The following is a 23,507-nucleotide window of genomic DNA, read 5'->3' on the forward strand; positions in this document are numbered from 1 at the left end:
GATTAACGGCGGCCTTCAGCGATAGCGGTAACGGCCTGAATTTCGGCGGCTTCCTGCTCTTGCTGTTCCTGACGATCGCGTACGTCCAGAATCTGGTTAGTGATCAAACCTTCTTCGATTTCGCGCAGCGCGATAACGGTTGATTTGTCGTTTTCTTCGGGAACCAGCGCATCTTTCCCACCCACCTGCATCTGACGCGCACGGCGAGCAGCTACCAGAACGAGGTCAAAACGGTTACCAATTTTTTCTACTGCGTCCTGTACGGTTACGCGTGCCATAATTGTGATACTCCACGGGTGAAGAAATGACTGGGCATCATACTGAGTTGTTTTCAGTCTGCCAATAGTTTGCCGATCAGCGCATCATGCCGGGATTTTTGACGTCCCATACGCAGGCGCTCGGCGCGAATGATGGTTTTTAAATCCGACAGCGCCAGATCAAAATCATCATTCACAATAAGGTAATCATATTCTGCAAAGTGGCTCATCTCCGCCACGGCCTGCGCCATGCGGCGGCGAATAACCTCTTCGCTGTCCTGACCGCGGCCACGCAGGCGACGGTCTAATTCATCCTTTGACGGCGGCAAAACAAAAATACTGCGTGCCTGCGGCATTTTTGAACGGATCTGCTGAGCGCCCTGCCAGTCGATATCAAGAAACACATCCACGCCGGTGGACAGAACCTGCTCAATGGCGCGACGTGAGGTGCCGTAATAGTTGCCAAACACTTCGGCATGTTCAAGAAAGGCTTCTTCCTGAATCATATCGCGGAATTCATCATGAGTGACGAAGTAGTAGTGTTCGCTATGCCGTTCACCGGGCCGCATTTCCCGTGTGGTGTGGGAAATAGAAACCTGTGTGTCATACAGCGGCTGCGTTTTCAGCAGCGCCTGAATCAGGCTGGATTTACCTGCACCGCTCGGTGCAGAAACGATAAAAAGCGTGCCTTGAGCCATTTTTTCTTGATATGCCAATCGAAGTCTGTTTCCTGCACAGTATACACGGCTGGCGCGGCGGGTGCAGCGTTTCAAGCATGCTGATGCTTTTTTTATCAGATGTTGCGAAGTGGCTCGCGGCAGCCATGTTGCTTTTCATGGTATACGCACATTCCTTGCGTAACGCCTTCCGGTTTTTCATTTTTGCTTTCGCCTTCCAGTACGTACTCCGTTTTAATCATCGCAAGTGAATAAAAAGAGGCCGCAGGGATGCGAAGTTTAATGCTGTTTTTCATACTGTTTTGCCCTTATCTGAAAGCACAATGCCCGGTGTGGACGCCCGCGCGTGCAGAAGAGGAGATGGCTGCCTTAGAACAACAGTTACACGCGTGGGATGAGGCTTATTACCAGAGGGGCGAAAGCGAGACTGAAGATGAAAAGTATGACGCGCTTCAGCAGACCTTTCAGGGGTGGCAGCGCTGTTTCCATCCTGAAAATCCTTTGCGCCAGCCTGCACTGCCGGGAGAAGGAAAGGTGCTTCACCCGGTAGCGCACGTCGGCGTACGTAAGCTCGCCGATCGGGCGGCAGTGGCACAGTGGATGGATGGAAAACGCGATCTGTGGATTCAGCCTAAAATCGACGGCGTGGCGGTCACGCTCCATTACCACTCCGGGAAACTGGTAAAGCTCATCAGCCGTGGCGACGGCGCGCATGGCGAAAACTGGACTCATAAGGCCGCATACATTTCTGCTATTCCCCGGCAAATCCCTCTGCGCGATCCCACCCTGATACTACAGGGCGAACTCTTTCTCCGGCAGACCGACCACCGTCAGGCCATACAGGGCGGTATCAATGCACGAGGAGTTGTTGCGGGCGCAATGCGGCGTAGTGAACCTGCCAAAGTGCTGAACGATGTGGGGCTATTTGTCTGGGCCTGGCCGGATGGCCCGGCGAATATGCGTGAGCGAATCAATAAATTGAGTGAAGCAGGCTTTACGCTTGCAGCCGACTGGACGAAATCGGTACAGACGATTGAAGCGGTAGCTGACTGGCGTGAGCGTTGGTTTAACGAGCCGCTGCCTTTTGTTACTGATGGTGTGGTAATACACAGCTCGCCGCCCGCAGGGCGTTACTGGCAGCCAGGCGGCGGTGACTGGGCGGTTGCCTGGAAATACACGCCACGAAGCGCCAGCACGATCGTCCGCTCGGTTGAATTTTCTACAGGCCGCACAGGCAAAATCAGCGTGGTGCTCAACCTGGAGCCAATATTGCTGGATGATAAGCTGGTGGGCCGGGTGAGCGTTGGTTCCGTGCAGCGTTGGAAAACCCGAGACATTGCGCCCGGCGACCAGGTTACGCTCAGTTTGGCAGGGCAGGGAATTCCGCGTCTGGATGACGTGATCTGGCGCGTGACGCACCGCGAGGCCGTTGATGCGCCGGATACCACGCGCTTTCATCCATTAAGTTGTCTGAGATATACGCCGGCATGCCGCGAGCAGTTTCTCGCCAGGCTGGTTTGGTTGAGCAGCCAAAACGTTCTTAATTTGCATGGTATCAATCGCAGCTTCTGGATGCGTCTGATTCAGGCGGGTCAGATTGACCATCTTTTCTCATGGTTGCTGCTGACGCCTGATCGATTGCAAACTGAGACAGGAATAACACCTTCTCGTGCGTTGCAGGTCTATCACCAGTTTTCTCTCAGCAGGCAGATGCCTTTCCAACGGTGGGTGAAGGCGCTGGGCGTACCGATCCCGGAAGTAGCACTTAAGGCCATGGGTGACGACAGCTGGTCGACTTTGCTGAGCCGCAGCGAACAAGCGTGGCAGACCTTTCCGGGCGTCGGGCGTAAAAGATCGCAGCAGATCCGCAGCTTTACAGATAACCCGGAAATACGGCTGCTGATCGAATTTTTGCAGGAGAATCTGATTAACCCTCACTAGTGATCCGCATGAGGATAATTGAAAACTGGCAGACCAAGCCTGAACCGCAGCGCTATAAGTCGCGCGAAAAGGCCAAACAGAAGGGTAATAGTGACGATGACTTCATGAGAAAAAGGCGTTTTCAGCAGCAGAATATAGAGCCACCCGGAGGCAAACGCGATGCCAGCGTAAAGCTCTTTTTGGAATACAAGCGGAATACGATTACAGAACATATCACGCAGCACGCCGCCAAAAACGCCCGTGATGACCGCACTGATGGCGGCAATAAGTGGGGCGTGCCCCATTTCCAGGGCAACATTGGCGCCGATAACAGAAAACACCACCAGCCCGAGCGCGTCCAACACCAGAAATACTTTGCGTAAATGGGGCATCAGTGGCGCAAGCCAGGTCGTAACAACTGCCGCAGCGGCAACGATCATGATGTATTCGGGGTTCTTCACCCAGCCGAGAGGGTAGTGACCAAGGAGAATATCTCTGACTGAACCGCCGCCAATAGCGGTAACGGAAGCGATGATAATCACGCCGAACATATCCATTTTACGACGGCCGGCGGCCAGCGCGCCGGTCATGGCCTCTGCTGTTATACCGATAATATAAAGTACAGTCAGTAACATAGGCCCTTCCTGCTGAAAGTTGTTAGCAAGCCTGATGAGATAAGAAATAAAACGCCGCCTTGCGGCGGCGTTCACTAGCGGCTGACATGCCAGAAATCAGTTTTTCTTCACAAACTCTGATTTAAGCTTCATTGGGCCAAAGCCGTCGATTTTACAGTCAATATTGTGATCGCCTTCAACCAGACGAATGCTTTTAACTTTAGTGCCGATCTTAAGTGGGGTGGAGCTACCCTTAACCTTAAGGTCTTTGATCACCGTAACGCTGTCGCCATCCGCGAGCAGGTTGCCGTTGGCGTCTTTAACGATTAGCGCCTCTTCCGACGCGGCATCAGTCTCTTCTGACCAGACGTGTCCGCACTCCGGGCAGTTAAACATGGCACCATCCTGCCAGGTATATTCAGACTGACATTTCGGGCAGGGAGGAAGGGTTTGCATAGTAAGCCTCAACGTAATCCATAATAAAATAGCGGGCATTTTAGCCTGGCAGCTGCGGCAAACCTATAAAAAATTCCCCGTGCCAGAAGCAAAGTTCACGGTTGCGACAACCGGCAGAGATCGGGCGAAGCAGGTAAAAATCAGGTAATCTTGCCTGACGGGTGGATCACCGATGTGATGGGCATGGATAAAAAAATCATTAATACACTGAAACAGCACTGCGGTAAGGCAAATCGCGGCGCAGGGCCGCTTTACCAGCGCCTGGAAAATGGTTTTCGGGAAATGGTGAAAAGCGGTGAGTTAAAAGCAGGTTATGCCATTCCCAGCGAACGCGAACTGTCAGAACAGTTGGGCCTGTCGCGCGTTACCGTTCGGCGCGCGCTGAGTGAACTGGCGCAGGCGCAGATTATTGTGCAGCGGCGCGGCGCGCGAAGCACGGTGGCCGGAAGAGTTGAAAAACCGCTCTCATCGTTGACCAGCTTCAGTGAAGATATGATGTCGCGTGGCTATCAGCCTGGTGCAACCTGGCTGGAAAAAGAGTTAGTTCAGGCTTCGCCGTCGGAAATCATTGCGCTCAGTTTATCGCCCGGCGCGCTGGTATGGCGGTTAAAAAGGCTGCGCACGGTTGACGAGCGGCCAATGGCCGTTGAAATTGCCGTGATCCCCCAGCAGTTTATCCCTTCGCCGGCGGCCATTACTCACTCATTGTATGCCGTGTTTCAGCAGCAGGGCACCCTGCCGGTGCGTGCACTGCAACGTATTCGTGCCGAGCCTCTTTCGCGTGAGCACAGCCAGCTTCTGGAGTTGCCGTTGCAAAGTCCTGCATTACACGTCGAGCGTCACTGCTATCTGGAAGATGGTCGGCCAATTGAATACACACATACCTGGTATCGCGGAGACAGCTACGACTTTTTGGTAGAACTCCAGCGCGATGTCATACCGTCGGAGTAGGCGCTTACCGCCGCGCCGCCCAGTCAGCCACGCCGGTTAACCCCGTATCGGCCCCACCTGCGGCAGACGTTACCGGCAGGTTAAACAGCGGCGGAAAGGTATTCAGCGCCTGCTGAATACGCAACAGCATACCGTCCGCCATGCCCACGCTGCCGCCAATGACCACCTCTTCAATATCCACCAGCATCAGCGTATCGGCGATAGCCTGCGCCACTGCCCGCGCTGCATTCGATAAAATAGCCTCTGCCTGTGGATTGCTGGCCGCCAGCGCGAAAAGCTGACGGCTGTCAAGCGGTTGCTGTAACAGCGCCGTTGCCTGGCGCGCCAGAGCCGTACCGGAAGCCACATGCTCAAGGCAGCCCTGCCGCCCGCAGCCGCAGCGGCTCTCTGTTTCATCCAGCGGTGAGACGTTGACGGTTGCATGGCCTATGTGCCCCGCCAGGCCGTGCGGGCCGGAACGCAGTTCTCCGTCGCAAATCAGGCCGCCACCCACACCGGTGGAGAGCGTAATGAACAGCAGATTGCGGATGCGCGAACGGCGGGGAAGGTATTCTCCCCACGCCGCCGCCTGCGCATCGTTAAGCATAATTACCGGACAGTTGAACCGCTGTGTCAGTACGTCAGCAAGCGGGAAGCCTTTCCAGAAAGGGATAGTATTCAAATTCACCGACCATACGCGTCCGTCGCGCAGATAGCCGGTAGTGGCTACCGCCACCTTTTCGACCGGGTAGTCGGAACGCGTCAGTTTATGTAGCGCCGTCAAAAACGCCGCTTCGTTGTACTGCATAGCTATCTGACGGCGCGCCACGCAGTGGCCATCTTCAATCCATGCCGCAGAAAGCTTGGTGCCGCCAATATCCAGGGCCAGGATCATCGGTGTTATCCTCTTTTCGCCGCGTCATCCAGCGCGCTTCGATACCACCCGGTAATATGCTCTATGCGGGTAATGGCCGAGCCGACGGTGACAGCGAACGCGCCAGCCTGCAATGCCGCCGCCGCCTGAGCCGGTTCGCGAATACGTCCTTCAGCCATGACGCGACAGCCGCGTTTTGCCAGCGCGCCGATCAGTTCCAGATCCGGACGATGCATCGGCTGATCGGCGGTCTCCGCAGTGTAACCAGAAAGCGTTGAGCCGATAAAATCGCAGCCGAGCGCCGCCGCGTTGATGCCGTCGTCTAACGTGGCGCAGTCCGCCATAACCCGCAACCCTAACCGGCGAGCGTGCTGATAAAGTTCTTCCACCGCCACCGGACGGGCACGGCGGGTGGCATCGAAAGCCACAATGTCAGCGCCCGCCCCGGCCAGCGCGGTAATATCAGCAATAAATGGCGTAATACGCACAGGGAAATCATCCAGATCGCGTTTCACAATGCCAATGATGGGAATATGCAAATTGTTTGCCACCTGTCGAACGTTCTCAACGCCTTCAATGCGTACCGCGCTGGCGCCTGCCGCCTCAGCGCTTTTTGCCATCGCCACCACGATATCAACATGATCCATCGGCCCGTCTGTCACGGGCTGACAGGAGACGACAAGCCGGTTTTTCAGCTGGTTTATGTCAATCACTGTTCTGATCTTCCTTAGGTTAACCGCCATGACAGACACATAACCACAATAATACCAGATTTGTAAATTGGTATTTTAAAATTATATGTATGCACAGTGATGGTGCTCGTATTTTCTTCAGTTGCACTAAAATTATACTGGACAAGCGTTCCTGACGAGACGTATAACAGGTTGAAATTAGACGGATATGCGCCTGTTAAGGGTAAGTTACTTAAATTTAAGCGGTTTCTTTTCTGGTATCTATCTGGATTTATTCTGGCATGGTAATTGAATAGCTGTCTGCTATCAGACGCTGAGTCAACGTCACGATGCGATTTAATCAATCAGGCACAGAGGAAGATGAGATGAAAGAGGGCGTTATCAAGGTCGGCGTCGCAGGCGCAGGCTTTATGGGGGCGATGCACGCCCGGGTCTGGCAGCAGATGTACGGCGTCGAGGTTGTTGGTGTTGCCGATCCTGACAGGGCGCGTGGTGAAGCGCTTAAGGCCTGGATACCCGATCTGCACTGCTATGAAGATTTTAACGACATGCTGGCGCGGGAAGATCTTGATATCGTCAGCATCTGCACAAAAGATGACCTGCATCTTGCGCCTGCGCTGGCTGCGGCGAAGGCAGGGAAGCACATTTTCCTTGAAAAGCCTATCGCGGCAACGCTGGATGACGGCAAGGCAATTGTTCAGGCAGCCAGGGATGCCGGTATAAAACTGGGTATCGGCTTTTTACTGCGGTTCGATCCGCGCTACTCCCGTGCCAGAGAAATCATCGCTTCCGGTGAGGCTGGCGAGATCAGCCACATTGCCGCGCGTCGTAACAGTCCCGCGATTGAAGGCCCGGCACGCTATGGCGGCAGTTTACCGCTGCCTTTGCACGTCACGGTGCATGATGTCGATATGGTGCTATGGCTGTTGGAGAACACCAAACCGGTCAGCGTCTACGCGCAAACCACCAATAAGCGGCTGGGCCATCTGGGCACGGAAGACGCGGTATTCGCCATTATCCGCTTCGCCGACGGCAGCGTGGTGAATCTTGAAAGTGCCTGGGCGCTTCCGGCCGGTTCACGCACGCTGCTTGATGCCAAAATGTCGATCCTCACCACGCAGGGTTTACTGGAAGTAGAGTGCGGCGAATCCGGCCTTTACCACGCCAGTGAAAGTATGAACCGCTATATCGACACACAGCACTGGCCGCTCAGCCAGGGCGAAATTAAAGGCGATCTGCGCGAAGAGCTGATGGCGTTTGCCAGCGACGTGCGTAACGGCACCACGACTGTTGCAACCGGCGAAGAGGCGAACGAAGCGCTGCGCATTACGCTGGCGATCATGGAATCTGCCCGCACCGGCGAGATCGTTCGGGTCTGACCTTTTGCTGTTATAACCAGGGGATGTGATGAACATGAAAACGATTCGAATCGCCGCCGCGCTTGGCGCATTGTTACTGACAGGCCCGGTCACCGCGCAGGAAACGCTTCGCGTGCTGCTGGAAGGGCACAGCACCAGTGATTCTCTTAAGGCGCTGCTGCCAGAGTTTGAAAAACAAACCGGCATCCACGTGCAGGCGGAAATTGTGCCCTACAGCGATCTCACCTCAAAAGCGCTGCTGGCGTTCTCTTCCCGCAGCGGTCGATACGACGTGGTCATGGATGACTGGGTTCACGCGGTGGGTTACGCCTCGGCAGGCTATATCACGCCGGTGGATAAGTGGATGAAAGCCGACACGGCGTTTTTCGACGCTGGCGATTTCGTTAAAAGCTATGCCGATACGCTGCGCTTTAAAGAGCACTATTACGGGCTGCCGGTTTACGGTGAAAGCACCTTCCTGATGTATCGCAAAGATCTCTTCCAGCAGTATGGCATTGCCGTACCGAAAACCTTCGACGAGTTGGCGGCCGCCGCGAAAACCATCAAGGAGAAAAGCGGCGGCAACGTGGCCGGTATCACGCTGCGCGGTGCGCAAGGCATTCAGAACACCTTTGCCTGGGCGGCGTTCCTTTGGGGATATGGCGGCCAGTGGATAAAAGACGGGAAGTCGGCGGTGGCTTCACCGCAGGCGACAGAAGCGACCAATGCCTTTGTTAATATTCTGAAAAATTATGGCCCAATCGGCGCGGCCAACTTTGGCTGGCAGGAAAACCGCCTGGTTTTTCAGCAGGGCAAAGCGGCGATGACCATCGACTCCACGGTAAATGGCGGCTTTAACGAAGATCCGAAGGAGTCTTCGGTGGTCGGTAAAGTGGGCTATGCGCCGGTTCCGGCCCAGCCTGGAAACCATGCGGGCAACAGCGGCGCGCTCCAGGTTCATGGGCTTTATATTGCCAGCGCCAGTAAGCATCAGGATGCGGCGTGGAAATTTGTCAGCTGGGCGACCAGCCAGCAGACGCAGATGAAGTCCGTTGAGTTGAATCCCAATGCGGGCGTCAGTTCGCTTGGCGCGATAAACAGCGAAGCCTTTACCCAACGCTATGGCGCCTTCAAAGATGGCATGCTGGACGCGTTGAAAAACGGCAATGCGGCCTATCTGCCAACCGTGCCGCAGGCCACGCAGATTATCAACAATACCGGCATTGCGCTGTCGCAGGCGCTGGCGGGAACGAAGTCGGTTGAGAGCGCTCTTCAGGAAGCCAACAGCCGCAACGACAAGGCGCTGTCCCGTTAACCTGATTCGCCGGGGGCGTTTCCCCGGCGCCCACTATCTCGCTGGGAAAGTTATGAAAGTAAAACTGACGCAGCAGGCTTTTACGCTTCCGCTGTTGATACTATTGCTGGCGGTGTCGCTCTATACGCTGGGTTATGCCATTTACCTGGCTATTTTCGATATCGATCTGATGTCGCCGCCGCCCTTCGATTTTGTCGGGCTGGCCAATTTTATTGACGTTATTCAACAGCCCAGGTTGTGGTATTCCCTCTGGCACACGCTGGTTTACGTCGCGGGTTCGACTGCGGTAGAGCTGGTGCTGGGCTGCGCCATTGCGCTATTTATCAGCCGCGATTTTTTTGGCCGCAGGCTGGTGAGAGCATTGCTGCTGTTGCCGATGATCGTCACGCCGATCGTGGGTGGCCTGATATGGCGTATTTTTTACGATCCTAATGCCGGCTTGTTTAACTGGCTGATTGGCCTGGTGGGCCTGGCGCCCGTTGACTGGCTGGGCAGCCCGCAAACCGCCATGGCATCGCTGATCCTGGCCGATGTCTGGCAGTGGACGCCTTTTATCATTCTGCTGGTGTCCGCCGGGCTGGACGCGCTACCGACTGAGCCGCTGGAGGCGGCGGAGCTGGATGGCGCGCGCGGCTGGCGGCTGCTGGCGTTTATCAAGCTGCCAATGATGAAATCCATCATCATGATCGCGCTCTTTCTGCGCATGATCGACGCCTTTAAATCCTTTGACCTGATTTACGTTATGACCCGCGGTGGGCCGGCGCTGGCCACGGAAACCACCAATATGTTTGCGTATCTGACTGGTTTTCAGGATTTCCGCATCAGCGAAGCGGTGGTCATCGCTATTTTGAATACGCTGATGGTGATTGTGGTGCTTTCGTTTGCCAGCAAACGCATCATGAAGGAGGCGTAAAATGATTAAACGGATCGGTTTTTATCTGCTGCTGGCGGTGATCCTCGCGTTCTTTCTGCTGCCCATTTACTGGCTGGTGACGCTTTCATTAAAAACCTATATTGACGCGTTCGCCATGCCGCCAAAGCTGTGGTTTACGCCCATTCTTGACAACTATCGGCAGGTATTGAGCAACGGCGATTTCCTTCGCGCCTTTGGCAACAGCCTGTTTATCTCGTTTGTTTCAACGCTGCTCTGCCTGTTGTTCGGCGCGCTGTTTGCCTATGGGTTGGTGTTTTTTATCGAGCGGAAAGGACGCGCGAAGCGTTTCATCATGAGCCTGCGTTTTGCGCCGGTCATCATGCTGGTGCTGCCGGCCTATTACCTCATCACCACGCTGGGCATGACGGACAGCTATCTGGTGCTGATTGTGGTCTATACCGTGGCAAACGTGCCCTTTACCATTCTGATGGTGACGACCTTTTTTGAGGATATTCCTCCCGAACTGCGCGAAGCGGCGCTGGTGGATGGCGCCAGCGAGTGGCGGATCTTTCGCAGCGTGATGCTGCCGCTTGCCCGTACGGGCCTGGCGGCCTCTGGCGTACTGACGCTGTTCTTTATCTGGAACGAATTCCAGATTGTCCTGACGCTTTCCGGCGACGCAACGCAGACGCTGCCGGTTGCCATCACGTCGTTCCTGACCTTCCAGGGAACGGAGTGGGGCCCGCTGACGGCGGCGGGAACGCTGGTGATGTTACCAATGCTGATTCTGGGGCTGCTGGTGCAAAAGCATCTGGTACGCGGCCTGACCATGGGCGGCGTGAAATAGCGCACGCGAGGAAAAAAAGATGTCCACCATTCGTCTGAAAAATGTCTTTAAGCGCTTTCACGATACGCAGGTCATTAATAACGTCGATCTTGAAATTCAACACGGCGAATTTTGCGTGTTTATCGGGCCGTCAGGCTGCGGAAAATCAACGCTGATGCGAATGATTGCCGGTCTTGAAACCATCAGCGCCGGGGAGATTTCAATCGGCGGAACCGTTGTTAATACGCTGCCGCCCGCCGGGCGCGGGGTGGCAATGGTTTTTCAGAGCTACGCGCTCTATCCGCACATGACGATTTACGAAAACATGGCGTTCAACCTGAAACTGGCGAAAAAAGAGAAAGCAGAGATTGAACGGCGCGTGATGAATGCTGCAAAAATCCTGCAACTGGAGCCACTGTTGCAGCGCCTGCCGAAGGCGCTCTCCGGCGGTCAGCGCCAGCGCGTGGCGATAGGGCGCGCTATTGTCCGCGATCCTGAAGTGTTTTTGTTCGACGAGCCGCTCTCCAACCTGGATGCTTCACTGCGCGTCGCCACACGCGTGGAGATAGCCCGGCTGCATCACAGGCTGGGAAACACAATGATCTACGTGACGCACGATCAGGTGGAAGCCATGACTCTGGCGGACAAAATTGTCCTGCTGAACAGCGGCCCGGCGATGTTAACAAAAGGTTCTGTGGCGCAGGTTGGTCATCCGCTCGATCTTTATCATCATCCGGTGAATGAATTTGTGGCGGGCTTTATTGGCTCACCCAAAATGAATTTTCTGCCCGGTGAACTGATAACGGGTGATACGCAGGCCGCCAGCGTGCGGTTGATTAACGGTAAGGCGATCGGCGTGCAGGTGAATGCCGCTGCGGCAAACGTGGGCGACGCGGTCAATGTTGGTATTCGCCCTGAGCACGTGCAGCTTTGTGCGCCTGAGCAGGCGCATTTATCCGGCAGTGTGCAACACATTGAACACCTGGGCGAAGCGGCCTATTTTTATGTCGACGTGGCGGGCGCTGAGCCGCTGGTCATTCGTTACTCAGGCGATCGGCTGCCGTTGCTGGGCGACGAAGTCGGGCTGACGATTCCTGCGCACCATGCGCATTTGTTTGACAGTAACGGCGAGGCGTTTCAGCGCACCTCGGAAAAGGTTCGAAAAACGGCGGTTTCAGCCTGATTTACGGCGTATAGCGAAGAAAAGACGCCCACCGGAAGGTGGGCGGAAAGGGTGTTACTCGATATTCTGAATCTGTTTATTGAATATGAAATAAAATTATTAAAAATTAGTTTGTTAGTAGAATTTTATCTGTGATTAGGGCGGTTTACTACCCGATGTACTACCCGTTTGGGTTAGGATATTTATAGGCTTGTAGAGTCGTTATCTGGCTTCATAGGTTAAGGAATGTAACTGGCTGTTTGGCTCCAGTTAGATCTCACAGTTGGCTCAGTGCCAATAGGTAGAAGTTTCTTTTGACAATTCCTAATGTGAATGCATACGGATGTTGCGAGGAAATATCTCGTTTGTTAACCTAATAATTCTTATATTTGTCGCAACATCAAAATATCTCGCTACAACAATTCATTGTATATTAAAGATAAATTTATTTTTATGCATCTTGCATCACCTTTACAAAGGTGAGTGAGCTATATTTAAACAGGTATGATTAGTTGAATAAACGTTAATATCAAGTAACTATAGAAAGAGAAAATGTTATGGAAATAGAAAGCATAAATACATTTGAAAGAAGTTTGCGCGAAGGTATTAATATATTTACTGGTGCGGGCTTTTCCGTTCTGTCCTCTGACCGAAGCGGGAGACCACTTCCTATTGGTGACGGTCTTAGAATTGAAATACTAAAGGAGTTTCCAGGGTCTCCGACTACCTTACAGCTACCCCAGCTTTGCACGCTGATTTCTCGTTCTAAAAGAGATATTCTTAATAATTATATCCGATCCCGATTTGAAGTTGGAGATTTTAGCAAGAAATATGAAAATCTGGCCAATATAAATATAAAAAATATTTTCACAACCAATGTAGACAATCTAGTTGAATGCATATTCAAGGGTAATCCTAAAAAGTATGTGAACAATACAATGTTCAATGGAGTTAGCTTTCGAGAAAAATATGCTATTGATTATTTTTACCTTCATGGCGCAGTCTGTGACACTGAATCATCTTTGATTTTTGGAGATCTGGATATTGCTAATGCGTTCTCGAACGATCCTGCAAAATGGAACTATTTGAAATCTATAATGAACAAGTTTCCAACTCTTTTTTGGGGATATGCACTTAGAGATGCTGGAACCCTACAGGTTTTCGCTGATTCATTAGATGATCAAAACAGGAAAAACTCATGGGTAATTGTTCATCCCGACCATGTTGACGAAGGAGAAATTGAATATTATCAATCACTAGATCTTAAAATAATTCGCTCAGATACAGAAACGTTCTTAGATTACTTGGCCTCATTTGAGGAATTGGTGGTTAAAGAACTGACTACTAGTCAGCATAAAAATCCATTCCCAGAATACTCAATTCCATCTCATTCTGATATTGAAAGGAGGTCAATAAATGATTTTTACCAAGGGGCAAATCCTTCTTGGAGCGATATATATTCTTCGCGTGTAATTAGATTGCATTATTACTCACTTGTAGAGGAATATATTAATAGTGGTAAAAATGTTCTGATTACTGGAGGTCCAGCTACAGGAAAATCTACGCTTCTTATGCAGATAGCAGCCTTTCACAATTTTAATGGAGTTAAACTATTTCTTTCTGATATATCACCTTCAAAAGCAGAAACTCTTTCTTCTCGTATAAATAATACACCCACACTTCTATTTGTGGATAATATGCAAACATCGATGGATGCACTTAATAACCTTTCTGTGAAGTCTAACATTAAGATGGTTATTGCTGAACGCGATTACGCGTATTTGTCAGCATCGAGGGCTAATTTTCTTAGAAGAAATATCGAGATTGTCGATATTACGCAACTAACTGAAGCTGATGCTCAAGGGATAATAGACAATATTCCCGCTGACTTGAAGTCCAGAAAAAATTTCAGGCTTCGAGAAGGTGATTCATTATTTGAATTGATTGAGCAGAACTGCCGTACGCCAAGTATTAAAGAAAGATTCAAAAATGTCTTAAATGAGCTTCAGAAAAAAGATGAAAAACTGGTACAGATTTTCTTGCTAGTCTGTTATCTACATAATAGTCGAAGTGTCACTTCTATGGATATCCTTTGCAGCTATTTCCAAGAGGGTGCTATCAATCCTCAGGAAATATATTCTTTAATTGGTATATTGAGTAGTTGTTTGTCAGAATATGCTGGTGAATATTCTGACAGCGAACAAGACTATTTTTCAATCAGATCAAACTTGTTAGCTGAACACATAGCAACAATTGCACCAGAAAAAGACCTCGCGCGTATGCTGACTAACTTTCACATGAATGTGTCACGCTATTGCATACCTAATTACGATTCATTCAAAAGACGAGCCTATGATGCTCGCTTATTTGAAAAGGCCTTTCCTCAAACAAAACATGGTGAAGAAATTTATGATGTAATATATAGAAAGCACAATTCCCCGTTTAATTTACAGCAAAAGGCTCTCTATCTGAGTCGGAGAGGTAACCACGAGAGAGCATTTATAGTCATCGATGAGGCTATTGCTAAAAGTGGAAGTGGGAATTGGTCTGTAAGAAATTCCTATGCAATTATAAAGTTTAAAGCCAACATAAATCGAACAGACTCCTATGACGTTAGAAAAGCTCTAGATGAGAGCATGGGGTCGTTAGAACAATGCTACACAGCCGATATGAGGAAGGCATTCCATGCAATGTCATATGCTGACCAATCTCTAAAATACTGGAGGAAGTACAGAAATCAAACAGCAAGAGGATATCTCGAGAAATCAAAAGAATGGTTGGGAGAAGAAGCTAATAAGGACAATAGTATTAGAAATGTCAGACGTCTTTTACAACAAATAGATAATTCCCTTAGATAAGCTTTGTGTTAACAATGCCAGTTAGAAAGTCGCAGTATAGTTGTGCTTCTGCTGGCAGCGTTAATGACCGCTACTCGCTTTTAGTCGACTGTTCGATTTGGTCGCACTTTGCTACAATACGCTGTCGGATTAAGCGATAGCTAATCCATATCGTATTGAATGATAATGAAAAAATTGTCTATAGTGATCATCTTCTCCACGCTTGATTTTATATCATAGATGTAACAATTTTAAATAATTTATTTCATATGGCTAATTAACAAACTCTCAATATTACTTATCATAATCGATACATCATCTTTATTAAATTCATCCGTTTTCCCATGAGCCGCACTATTTACTATTCCAGCTATTACCGTTATTTGCTTTTGTTGTATAGTATTGTATACTCCTTTTTTAGCTAAATCAGCATTCATTTTATCTAGTTTTCCATATGGAAGTGACTCTCTGTCGCAGAGCTCTCTTAGACTTGTTTCTAATACAGTTCCTGCAATAACTACGGCGGCGGATATATATCCAGACTTTAAAAGTTCTTTCGCCTGTTCTAACTCATTATCGAAAACCTCAGATTGAATTAGTGATTTATAAGATGTCAGATAACCATTTTCATAGTCCTCCTTGATTGAAACAAAAATAGCTAGTAATCTATTAAATATTTTTAAATTAGTTTCATAGGATTTTATATTTTTTGCATCATGAAACGCACTGTAGTATGTAGAGTTTTTACCGCATAAATTTTCAATTATACTTTCTGCTTTTGTTAACCAGCTTAGTAATTTTTTTCATCAATATGTGCATTAGTTCCAAACATATATGTATGGGTGCTGTATTCGCTTTTAATTACATCTTCTGATTGTAACTTTATCTCATTAAATCTTTTTTTGTATTTTGTTCACCGTGATGAGCTTTCCTTGAGCTATTTTTAGTATTTTAGTTATTATTGTGTTTTTGGGATAGATACTATTAGATAATGGGTTATTAATTAAATAATATAATGTGTTTTTGTCCTGTTTTTTTAAAATTAATTTCGATCCTAGTATATCCATCTTACGATGATGGATCATTATTCGGTAATTTACAAAATTTTTCATCATACTGTTTGTGGACTCCCGCGCTCCTAAACGGATTTCTATGGAATGGAAATCCGTTTAGGAGCCAACAAGCGCAGCGCGTTAGCCGCTTGATGTACAGATCTTAGCGCAGTACATTATCGTTGTCACATCGCTGCTGCAAGTAGCATCCCATGTTGCCATGACCTTGAAGGCGACGCGCAGGCCCAACCTGTGTGATCGACTCCCAACCCGCCTCGCTATCAATTTGCGGGTGATCGCTGCGGCGATGGTAGCTGACTTATCCCAACGCCCTAGGGCCGCATCCCGTTTGTTCTTCGTGAAGCAACTGCTTTTTGCATACGCACTGATGCGTACAACACCCTTTATAGCTGGCGCAATCGTCCGCGGCCTTTTGCTGCCTCAGCGAATGCATCCATGAGGCAGCGGCGTCACTTCATACGGCGCAAAGCCGTTGCAAGTGACGCCGCTAACGAACTCTGCGCCAGCCCTTGTGCTACAGCGCTTTCCGGCACGACCTGTCATCTGACGCACATATTCTGCGCCAATTCTCATCAACCCACTTATCAGAGGAGAACTGAACCAATACCTGAGACAGGCTTTCAGCCTGAGGGGATCATCCTGCTGATGCAGGCGGCTGCACCGAGTGCATAACCGATATCCCCGCCATACCTCAACCGCTGCTGCTCCGGCGCGCAGGTATTGTTCAGTGCGGCACGGTAAATCCGTGTCGTGAATCGCTGTGCGCCGGAGAACAGAGGTTATTGAGGATGGGGGGGATTGCATATGTCACGATTAAGCCGGGAAATGCAGGCGCTGGCCCGACAGGCCGGCGGCAGCCATAAGACGGTACATGACCGGCTAAAAATTGCAGAGCGGCTTGCCAGTCATCTGCTGTCTTTGAATATTCAGATCCGCAAGGTGCAGCATCTGAAGGCAAAACATATCGAATGTTATATCGCCGGGCGGTTAGAACAGGGAATTACTCTGCGCACGCTGCATAACGAGATGGCGGCGGTGCGGGTGATGCTGCGTACTGCCGGGCGGGCTAAGCTGGCGGATGCGGAACGGCTGAGCAACAAGGAGTTAGGTCTGGGCGGCGCCAGTAGGGACGGCACGCGGCAGGCGATTACGCCGGAGCGCTATCGGGCGGCGCTGGCAACCCTGCAACAGAAAGACGCCGGACTCGCGTTGACGCTGAAACTGGCACGAATGATGGGCCTGCGCTCACAAGAAGCTGTGCAGTGTTCGCAGTCGCTCCAGACATGGGCCGCCGCGTTGGAGCGAGGCGACGAACAACTGACGGTAGTTTTCGGCACCAAAGGCGGACGGTCCCGGCAAACGCGGGTGCTGGATCGGGAAGCGTTAACGCAGACGGTGAATCAGGCGCTGGCGGTTGCTGCTACTCGCAACGGTCGGCTGATTGATAAACCGGATCTGAAAAGCGCCATGAACCGTTGGCGCTCGCAAACCGCTCTGGCAGGACTCAAAGGGCAATACTCCCCCCACAGCCTGCGTTATGCATGGGCACAGGATGCGATGCGTTATTACCGGCAGCAGGGTTTCAGCAACCGGGAAGCAAGCGCGCTGGTGTCGATGGATTTAGGGCATGGAGATGGACGTGGGCGGTATGTGCAGCAGGTCTACGGCAGAACGGCATAGGCCCTTTCCTCTGGCTGGCCCATCGGTTCACGTTCTTCAGGTAACCCCGCCAGCCAGGGAAAAAGATCAGATTGGCGCTGAGATGGGGAATTAAGTGTTACCTATGTGGTACTGATGGGGGAACCCGGCCCCAAAAAACCGGGTTCCCCCACTATCTACGTATATAGCGGAGTCAGGTGGGGGTAATGACCAAAAACCGCATGCTGACGGGGTTGAGCGTCAGATCGTCGTTTTCTGGTGGGGGAAAGCATTATCCGTCTGCAAGTCGGGTGAAAATGGGGGAAGTCAGGCGGATCTTTTTCTGATCTGCTTGTGGCGTTCAATCAGGTTGCCTTCTTCATCGAAGTAGCGGCTCGGCCAGATCTCCGACGGATGAATACCTAATGCCTCCGCGATCAGAAATTCGCCTTTCGGCCACGGGCGGGTAAGCACGTTCGCCAGCGTTGAAGAGCTTAATCCTGCCTGCCGGGATACCGCTGCCATCGTGATCTTTTTCTTGTGTAATGAGGCAACTATGTCTGCCGGATGCATATCAATTTTGTTAGTCATGCTTCCTCCTTACTCGTAGAGACAGAATAATTTTTCAACACTAATGCTAAGTAATACTTAGTACATTTTCAACAGGCAAACATGAAAATCACCGCTGGTTATCAAGTCGGTCGGGATTCTCATGCTGCCATATCGTTTGAAGGAAGCCAGATTAAAAGCCGGTTTATCGCAGCAGCAGCTTGGTGTGCTCGCCGGTATCGATGAGGCGACGGCCAGCGCACGGATGAATCAATATGAGCGCGGCGTGCATACTCCTGATTTTGAACTGGTGTGCAGGTTAGCCGCTGTGTTGAATACCCCTACCAGTTATTTTTACACCGTTGAAGATGATTTAGCGGAAATCATCCTTACTTACGCCCGCCGGAAAAATACCGACGCTTTTTAAATTTCCCCCTTTCTGGATTTAAGCAATAAGAACGCATAGTTGAGAAAGTATAACTAAGTAATGCTTAGTATATTTTCAATAGGTTAGCGTGAAAACTACGGCTTACATATCGTGTAAGTCGGGATCCTCATGCTGCCACATCGTTTAAAAGAAGCCAGACTAAGAGCGGGCCTGTCGCAACAGCGGCTTGGGGTTCTGGCGGGTATTGATGAAGCCACGGCCAGCGCGCGGATGAACCAATATGAGCGCGGTGTGCATACGCCTGATTTTGATCTTGCCTGCCGATTGGCGGCGGTGCTTGATGTTCCTGCCTGCTATTTTTATACCGTCGAAGACGATCTTGCCGAAATCATTCTGAATTATCACCCTACGAAAAAATAGCGCTTGTCTACGTTATTGCTCTGTTCGTTCGAAACGCTGTGCCGCTCGTTATTCTCAATAATCGGCTTAACGAGGTCTGCCAGTTTACAATGCGCTTCCCGCCGTTCCTCAAAGTAATCATATCGATCGTAAATCCCTTCAACACCTTTCAGCTTGTGGTTAAGGCACCGTTCAGCGACATAGCCCGGAACGCCTAACGCAGCCAGCAGGCTGCGGCAGGTGCGGCGCAGGTCGTGTACGGTGAACGGTTCAAGTTCTCCCATGCGGTTGGGCGGTTGAATTTTCCTTCCCGGTTCGCGGCCGAAAAGTTTGGCGATTGCCCGGTTGAGGGTATCGCTGCCCATATGCGGCGAACCGCTGGCCCGGCGGTTGGGGAATACATATGCTGAACCGCAGGCGCGTATCTTCAACTCCCGCAGCCATTCCAGCGTCAGCGGGGGCAAAGGAATGACAATAGCGACGCCCGATTTGCTCCTTGCCGCAGGCAATTCCCACGTCGCGTCTTCAAGGGAAAATTCAATCCAAAGCGCTTCGGTCATTTCGCTTTTGCGCACGCCAAGCACGATCAGTAATGCGCAAGCCAGATAGTTATCGCGAGTGAAGCTGTCGCTCTGGTTGCGGAATACCTGAAAAACCTGCGTCAACTCTTCCAGACTCAACGCCCGGTCGCGGCTTTTTTCAATGCCGCCCGCATCGTCCACCTTGAACGCCGCCGCCGGGTTATGGACGAGAAGCCCAAGTTTAATGCCGTGATTAAACAGTTGTTTCAGGTACATCAGCGCATCGTTGGCGGTGCAGGGCCTGCCGCTGGCGGTGATTTGCTGAATGATGGCGCGCACATCCAGCGGCGTGACCTTGCCTAACGTCAGCTCGCCGATGTGTGGCGCGATCTCTCTGGCGAAGATCCGCTGAGGGATATGCGGGTGCTTAAGGCGTCGCACCAAGTCCTGATTCCAGTCGTTAAACAGATCGTTGACGGTATGGATTCTTGCGGGCCGGTTGCGTTTACGTTCGGCGATGGGATCGTCGCCTTTCCTGACCTTTCTGCGGGCGTCTTCGGCCTGAGAGCGGGCCTCAGCCAGCGACAGGTCGGACGGCTTGCCCAGCGAGAGTGAACGGCGTTTGGCGTGCAGGGTATAGCGCAGCATCCAGTAAGGTTCGCCGCGCTGCGGCAGCATCAGGTACAACCCCTGACCGTCGCTGTAACGTCCGGGACGGTTTGCTTTCAGGATGGATTGTATGGTTTTAACGGTCAGCGTTCCCATGCTCTGCCTCCCTAAGGTATCCCGCCAGCGCCCGTCAATTGAGGCCTGCGGGAAAAAGTGGGTAGTACATAGGTTATAAAACGAACATTTTGGCTTGTAAAGCGTGGGTACTACCCAATGTACTACCCACTCGGCAGTGGATTTCGGTGGATTTGGGTAGTACGCGGTAGACGTTTATAGCAACAAAAATGCCCTTAAAACAGGGCGTTGTGGCAGTCGGTGGAAAAGGGGGGAAATTATTCAATATTCTGAATCTGCTCGCGCATCTGCTCAATTAACACCTTCAGCTCAATAGCGGAGGTGGTTACCTCGGCGTTGATCGATTTAGAGGCCAGCGTGTTCGACTCGCGGTTAAATTCCTGCATCATAAAGTCGAGGCGGCGTCCGACTGCCTCTTTCTTTTTCAAAATGTTATAGGTTTCTTTAACATGCGCCTCAAGTCGATCCAACTCTTCAGCCACGTCTACGCGCTGCGCCAGCATAATCAGCTCCTGCTCAACACGGTTGTTATCCAACTGTACCTGCGCTTCCTCAAGCTTGCTGACCAGACGATCCCGCTGCCACTTCAGCACTTCAGGCATTTGCGCGCGCACTTTTGTCACCTCTGTGCTGACGCCTTCCAGTCGCTGTTCAATAAGTGATTTTAGTGCCGCGCCTTCGCTCTCGCGAGCAATGATGAACTCGTCCAGCGCCGTATCCAGCGCAACCAGCAGTTCGGCGGAGATGGCGTCAAGATCCTGCTCGCCAGCCGACATTACGCCGGGCCAACGCAAAATATCGACAGGGTTAATTTCACCCTCATCGCTTTGCATTTTGACCCAGTTAGCCGCCTGAACAAGCTGGATAGCCAGTTTTTCATTCAGGACTAACGATGTTTGTGCGCCAGGGTCGGCATCGTAACGCAGGTTGCATTCAATTTTTCCGCGCGTCAGTCGATTGCGTATACGCTCACGGATGACCGGTTCCAGACCCCGAAACTGCTCGGGTAAACGGATGTAAGTTTCCAAATAGCGTTGATTAACGGAGCGAAGCTCCCAGGCGGCACTGCCCCAGCTTCCTTTAGTTTCGCGTCGGGCGTAAGCGGTCATGCTGCGGATCATTTTGCATACCTGTAGTCAGAAAAAGATAAGGGGATTATAGCGATGGAGGCGACACCTTGACAGACGTTCTGTCAACCTTTGGAAAATGAGTTTAGAAATGTGTTACTTAACGCAGAGGCGTGCAAAATAATATTATTATTATGAAAGTCATTGATGTGATGAAATGGTCTTCAGGAAGAGAAGTTATACAATTTAATCTTGTGGTCAGTTTTTATTCCCCCTGCTTTCTGAGTGGTCGGGTTTAAAAGCATATTCCGTGATAAAACGAATTTCTGGAGTGAAACAGCTATATTTTTCTAAAACGTACGGCATATATTTGGCGTAAATTAATGATGAAAATTCCAGATTTAAGTCATAATGCTGTATTTTCATCATAAACTTCTTGCTTTATATTATACTCAAGGGATAGAGTTTACCATAAAGTAAATGCATAATTTATATTCATCGCACATGGACGTTCAGGCTTTAATAATTGGATTTTAAAGGTTACTATGGACAGTATTGAACGAATTATCATGGAGTTTTTTCCAAATAAATCCATTCCATCTTTGTTAAAGAAGTTTATCAAGTGGATAGTGGGAGAGGATAAGTTAGCCTCTGCACTAGAAAGCATCGCTGATAAAAGAGGCATTGAATGGACGGAGGACGTTGCGGATCAGCTGGGTTTACGTGCAGAAACGCACTTTAGTGATTATGATAATATTCCTGCTCAGGGACCAACAATCGTTTTTTCCAATCATCCTACCGTTCTTGATGGCTTGATGGTAATTAATACCGTTTCTCAGGTAAGGAAAGATATAAAGATTGTCGCGAATCATGTTCTGACGTTGTTATTTCCACAGGTGAAAGACATCGCCATCGGCATAAGAAATATGCAGGGAAAGATGAGTCATAAACAGCTTAAGGAGATGAACGATCACCTTGCGCAGAATGGCGTGTTAATTATATTCCCTGCGGGTAAACTTGCCGGTCTTACGTTATTTGGCCTGCGTGAGGCGCCGTGGCAGGAGGGATTTCTTCGCCTTGCAGTAAAATATAATGCGGCTCTGGTTCCGGTTCATATTCAGGGGAGGAACAGTTTTTTTTATTATCTGGCTGCGGCCATCTGGCGTCCCCTCTCTAATCTCATGCTTTGCCGTGAATGCCTGAAGCATAAGGGAAAAACGCGAAGAATAAAAATATCCAGGCAGATAAACATTTCCGGAATGGATAAAAACACATATAGAGCAGTCGTTGATGACTGCAAAAAACATCTGATTAACGTCGGCCCAGGTAAGCCAGGTGTTCTTCCTCAATCTCCACCCATCGCCAGGCCTGAAGAGAGGTCTTTGTTGCATAACGCGCTAAACAAGTGCGAGATTTTACGAACAAATAGCGATGGGAAAGTGCTCTTTCTTTATCACTATCGAGGCGAAATTTATTCACCGATACTTAATGAGCTGGGGCGATTAAGAGAAATATGTTTTCGGGCTATTGGGGCGGGAACCGGTAAAAAGCGTGATAATGATATCTATGACAGAGAATATTATCATGTCATTTTGTGGGATCCTTATCATCTGGAAATTGCGGGCGCTTACCGTTTGATCCCTGCCGGAAAGCAGATTGACAGGCGTGGTGTGGAAGGACTTTACAGTCATCATCTATTTCATTACAACGAGATGTGTTTGCCACAAATTCGTCAAAGCGTTGAGATTGGCCGGGGATTTATCCAGCGACAGTATCAACGAACTAACGCGCTGGATATATTGTGGAAAGGGATTTTTTACTTCATAAATACCCAGACTGATTGTAAGCATCTGCTGGGCGTATTAACTATTCCGGGTAACTACCCCCGAAAAGCGCAACAGCTTATCGTGGGATTTTATCAGCTTTATTTCTCTGTAGACGAAGACGCGTGCTGTTTAACTCAGCCTTATCTCGTATCGGACATTACTATTAGCGATTATTTTACAGGCGAAGATTTTGAAAAAGACTGGAAGAAACTGCTCAGCCACTTAAGAGAACTGAATTGTGAGCTGCCGTGGCCTTATAAACAAGCGGCGAAGTGGTATAAACCAGGCGGATCAAAACTATTTTGCTTTGTTGAAGACAAAAGCTTTAATTCCATTGCCGGACTGAATTGTTGTGAAGTAGAGAAGCTTAAAAATATGTATCACATGCATTATTTAAGCAGGCCGCCGACCGATGTTGCGAAGTGATAATTCAAAACTGAGGTTAACCTGCTTTCTGAAACAGCAGGCCGATGCCTGACGGACATGTCTTCCGGGTTTGGTTCATTTGGA

General features: G+C 50.2%; 23 protein-coding genes. 12 read left to right on the top strand and 11 right to left on the bottom strand.

Annotated elements, in window-relative coordinates; translation table 11 throughout:
- Positions 1-2: 2 nt before the first annotated feature.
- From rpoZ to FA91_RS21255, 3 genes are all read right to left on the bottom strand, one after another.
- The gene (gene rpoZ, locus FA91_RS18955; RefSeq protein WP_034918331.1) at positions 3-278 is read right to left on the bottom strand and encodes a DNA-directed RNA polymerase subunit omega; all 276 of its coding nucleotides are present in this window, start codon (positions 276-278) and stop codon (positions 3-5) included.
- A gap of 53 nt (positions 279-331) precedes the next feature.
- Positions 332-955, bottom strand: a complete 624-nt coding sequence (gene gmk / locus FA91_RS18960) for a guanylate kinase (RefSeq protein ID WP_034918334.1) — start codon at positions 953-955, stop codon at positions 332-334.
- Between the two features lie 95 nt (positions 956-1,050).
- Positions 1,051-1,230: a hypothetical protein gene (locus FA91_RS21255; RefSeq protein WP_034918336.1), complete on the bottom strand. Its 180-nt coding sequence runs from the start codon at positions 1,228-1,230 to the stop codon at positions 1,051-1,053.
- On the opposite strand from FA91_RS21255, the gene ligB reads away from it, so the two are divergent.
- Entirely contained in the window at positions 1,217-2,875 is a 1,659-nt protein-coding gene (gene ligB, locus FA91_RS18970; protein WP_343205759.1) for an NAD-dependent DNA ligase LigB, read from the top strand. The genes FA91_RS21255 and ligB overlap by 14 nt on opposite strands.
- On the opposite strand, the gene FA91_RS18975 is transcribed toward ligB, so the two are convergent.
- Positions 2,872-3,489, bottom strand: a complete 618-nt coding sequence (locus tag FA91_RS18975; RefSeq protein ID WP_034918340.1) for a trimeric intracellular cation channel family protein — start codon at positions 3,487-3,489, stop codon at positions 2,872-2,874. The genes ligB and FA91_RS18975 overlap by 4 nt on opposite strands.
- A gap of 96 nt (positions 3,490-3,585) precedes the next feature.
- Positions 3,586-3,924, bottom strand: coding sequence for a zinc ribbon domain-containing protein YjdM (locus FA91_RS18980; RefSeq protein ID WP_034918342.1), 339 nt, complete (start codon positions 3,922-3,924; stop codon positions 3,586-3,588).
- 177 nt (positions 3,925-4,101) lie between these two features.
- On the opposite strand from FA91_RS18980, the gene FA91_RS18985 reads away from it, so the two are divergent.
- Positions 4,102-4,875 (top strand): GntR family transcriptional regulator, encoded by a 774-nt coding sequence (locus FA91_RS18985; RefSeq protein ID WP_034918345.1) that lies wholly within the window; start codon positions 4,102-4,104, stop codon positions 4,873-4,875.
- A gap of 4 nt (positions 4,876-4,879) precedes the next feature.
- Here FA91_RS18985 and FA91_RS18990 read toward each other — a convergent pair whose 3' ends face one another.
- Positions 4,880-5,749 (bottom strand): ROK family protein, encoded by an 870-nt coding sequence (locus tag FA91_RS18990; RefSeq protein ID WP_034918347.1) that lies wholly within the window; start codon positions 5,747-5,749, stop codon positions 4,880-4,882.
- Between the two features lie 5 nt (positions 5,750-5,754).
- Positions 5,755-6,471 (bottom strand): N-acetylmannosamine-6-phosphate 2-epimerase, encoded by a 717-nt coding sequence (locus FA91_RS18995; protein WP_051937334.1) that lies wholly within the window; start codon positions 6,469-6,471, stop codon positions 5,755-5,757.
- A 314-nt stretch (positions 6,472-6,785) separates the two neighbouring features.
- Here FA91_RS18995 and FA91_RS19000 point away from each other — a divergent pair, with 314 nt between their 5' ends.
- From FA91_RS19000 to FA91_RS19025, 6 genes are all read left to right on the top strand, one after another.
- Positions 6,786-7,799 carry a Gfo/Idh/MocA family oxidoreductase gene (locus tag FA91_RS19000; RefSeq protein ID WP_034918352.1) on the top strand — a complete coding sequence of 338 codons (1,014 nt, stop codon included), beginning with the start codon at positions 6,786-6,788 and terminating at the stop codon, positions 7,797-7,799.
- Positions 7,800-7,827: 28 nt separating this feature from the next.
- Positions 7,828-9,093: a sugar ABC transporter substrate-binding protein gene (locus FA91_RS19005; RefSeq protein WP_034918355.1), complete on the top strand. Its 1,266-nt coding sequence runs from the start codon at positions 7,828-7,830 to the stop codon at positions 9,091-9,093.
- Positions 9,094-9,145: 52 nt separating this feature from the next.
- Positions 9,146-10,006 carry a sugar ABC transporter permease gene (locus FA91_RS19010; protein WP_034918357.1) on the top strand — a complete coding sequence of 287 codons (861 nt, stop codon included), beginning with the start codon at positions 9,146-9,148 and terminating at the stop codon, positions 10,004-10,006.
- A gap of 1 nt (position 10,007) precedes the next feature.
- Positions 10,008-10,814, top strand: coding sequence for a carbohydrate ABC transporter permease (locus tag FA91_RS19015; protein ID WP_034918359.1), 807 nt, complete (start codon positions 10,008-10,010; stop codon positions 10,812-10,814).
- Between the two features lie 19 nt (positions 10,815-10,833).
- Entirely contained in the window at positions 10,834-11,976 is a 1,143-nt protein-coding gene (gene ugpC / locus FA91_RS19020) for a sn-glycerol-3-phosphate ABC transporter ATP-binding protein UgpC (protein ID WP_034918361.1), read from the top strand.
- 536 nt (positions 11,977-12,512) lie between these two features.
- A complete protein-coding gene (locus FA91_RS19025) occupies positions 12,513-14,813 on the top strand; it encodes an SIR2 family protein (RefSeq protein ID WP_034918364.1) in 2,301 nt (766 codons plus the stop codon).
- Between the two features lie 239 nt (positions 14,814-15,052).
- Here FA91_RS19025 and FA91_RS21130 read toward each other — a convergent pair whose 3' ends face one another.
- Positions 15,053-15,229: a hypothetical protein gene (locus FA91_RS21130; RefSeq protein ID WP_156103106.1), complete on the bottom strand. Its 177-nt coding sequence runs from the start codon at positions 15,227-15,229 to the stop codon at positions 15,053-15,055.
- Positions 15,230-16,669: 1,440 nt separating this feature from the next.
- On the opposite strand from FA91_RS21130, the gene FA91_RS19040 reads away from it, so the two are divergent.
- Entirely contained in the window at positions 16,670-17,545 is an 876-nt protein-coding gene (locus FA91_RS19040) for an integrase domain-containing protein (RefSeq protein ID WP_034918371.1), read from the top strand.
- A 285-nt stretch (positions 17,546-17,830) separates the two neighbouring features.
- Here FA91_RS19040 and FA91_RS19045 read toward each other — a convergent pair whose 3' ends face one another.
- Positions 17,831-18,094 (bottom strand): helix-turn-helix transcriptional regulator, encoded by a 264-nt coding sequence (locus FA91_RS19045; RefSeq protein ID WP_034918373.1) that lies wholly within the window; start codon positions 18,092-18,094, stop codon positions 17,831-17,833.
- A gap of 121 nt (positions 18,095-18,215) precedes the next feature.
- Between FA91_RS19045 and FA91_RS19050 the strand changes: the two genes are divergently transcribed.
- Positions 18,216-18,479 carry a helix-turn-helix transcriptional regulator gene (locus FA91_RS19050; protein WP_034918376.1) on the top strand — a complete coding sequence of 88 codons (264 nt, stop codon included), beginning with the start codon at positions 18,216-18,218 and terminating at the stop codon, positions 18,477-18,479.
- Positions 18,480-18,608: 129 nt separating this feature from the next.
- A complete protein-coding gene (locus tag FA91_RS19055; RefSeq protein ID WP_034918379.1) occupies positions 18,609-18,860 on the top strand; it encodes a helix-turn-helix transcriptional regulator in 252 nt (83 codons plus the stop codon).
- On the opposite strand, the gene FA91_RS19060 is transcribed toward FA91_RS19055, so the two are convergent.
- Both FA91_RS19060 and FA91_RS19065 read right to left on the bottom strand, forming a co-directional pair.
- Positions 18,842-20,125: a site-specific integrase gene (locus FA91_RS19060; RefSeq protein ID WP_051937336.1), complete on the bottom strand. Its 1,284-nt coding sequence runs from the start codon at positions 20,123-20,125 to the stop codon at positions 18,842-18,844. The two genes, FA91_RS19055 and FA91_RS19060, sit on opposite strands and share 19 nt — an antisense overlap.
- Before the next feature lie 236 nt (positions 20,126-20,361).
- Positions 20,362-21,225 carry a YicC/YloC family endoribonuclease gene (locus tag FA91_RS19065; protein ID WP_034918382.1) on the bottom strand — a complete coding sequence of 288 codons (864 nt, stop codon included), beginning with the start codon at positions 21,223-21,225 and terminating at the stop codon, positions 20,362-20,364.
- 491 nt (positions 21,226-21,716) lie between these two features.
- Between FA91_RS19065 and FA91_RS19070 the strand changes: the two genes are divergently transcribed.
- On the top strand, positions 21,717-23,423 hold the full coding sequence (locus FA91_RS19070; protein ID WP_034918384.1) for a lysophospholipid acyltransferase family protein: 1,707 nt from the start codon (positions 21,717-21,719) through the stop codon (positions 23,421-23,423).
- The last annotated feature ends 84 nt before the right edge of the window (positions 23,424-23,507 follow it).

Origin of the sequence: Erwinia sp. 9145 (genome assembly GCF_000745075.1) — a bacterium.
GTDB classification, from domain to species: Bacteria; Pseudomonadota; Gammaproteobacteria; order Enterobacterales; family Enterobacteriaceae; genus Erwinia; species Erwinia oleae.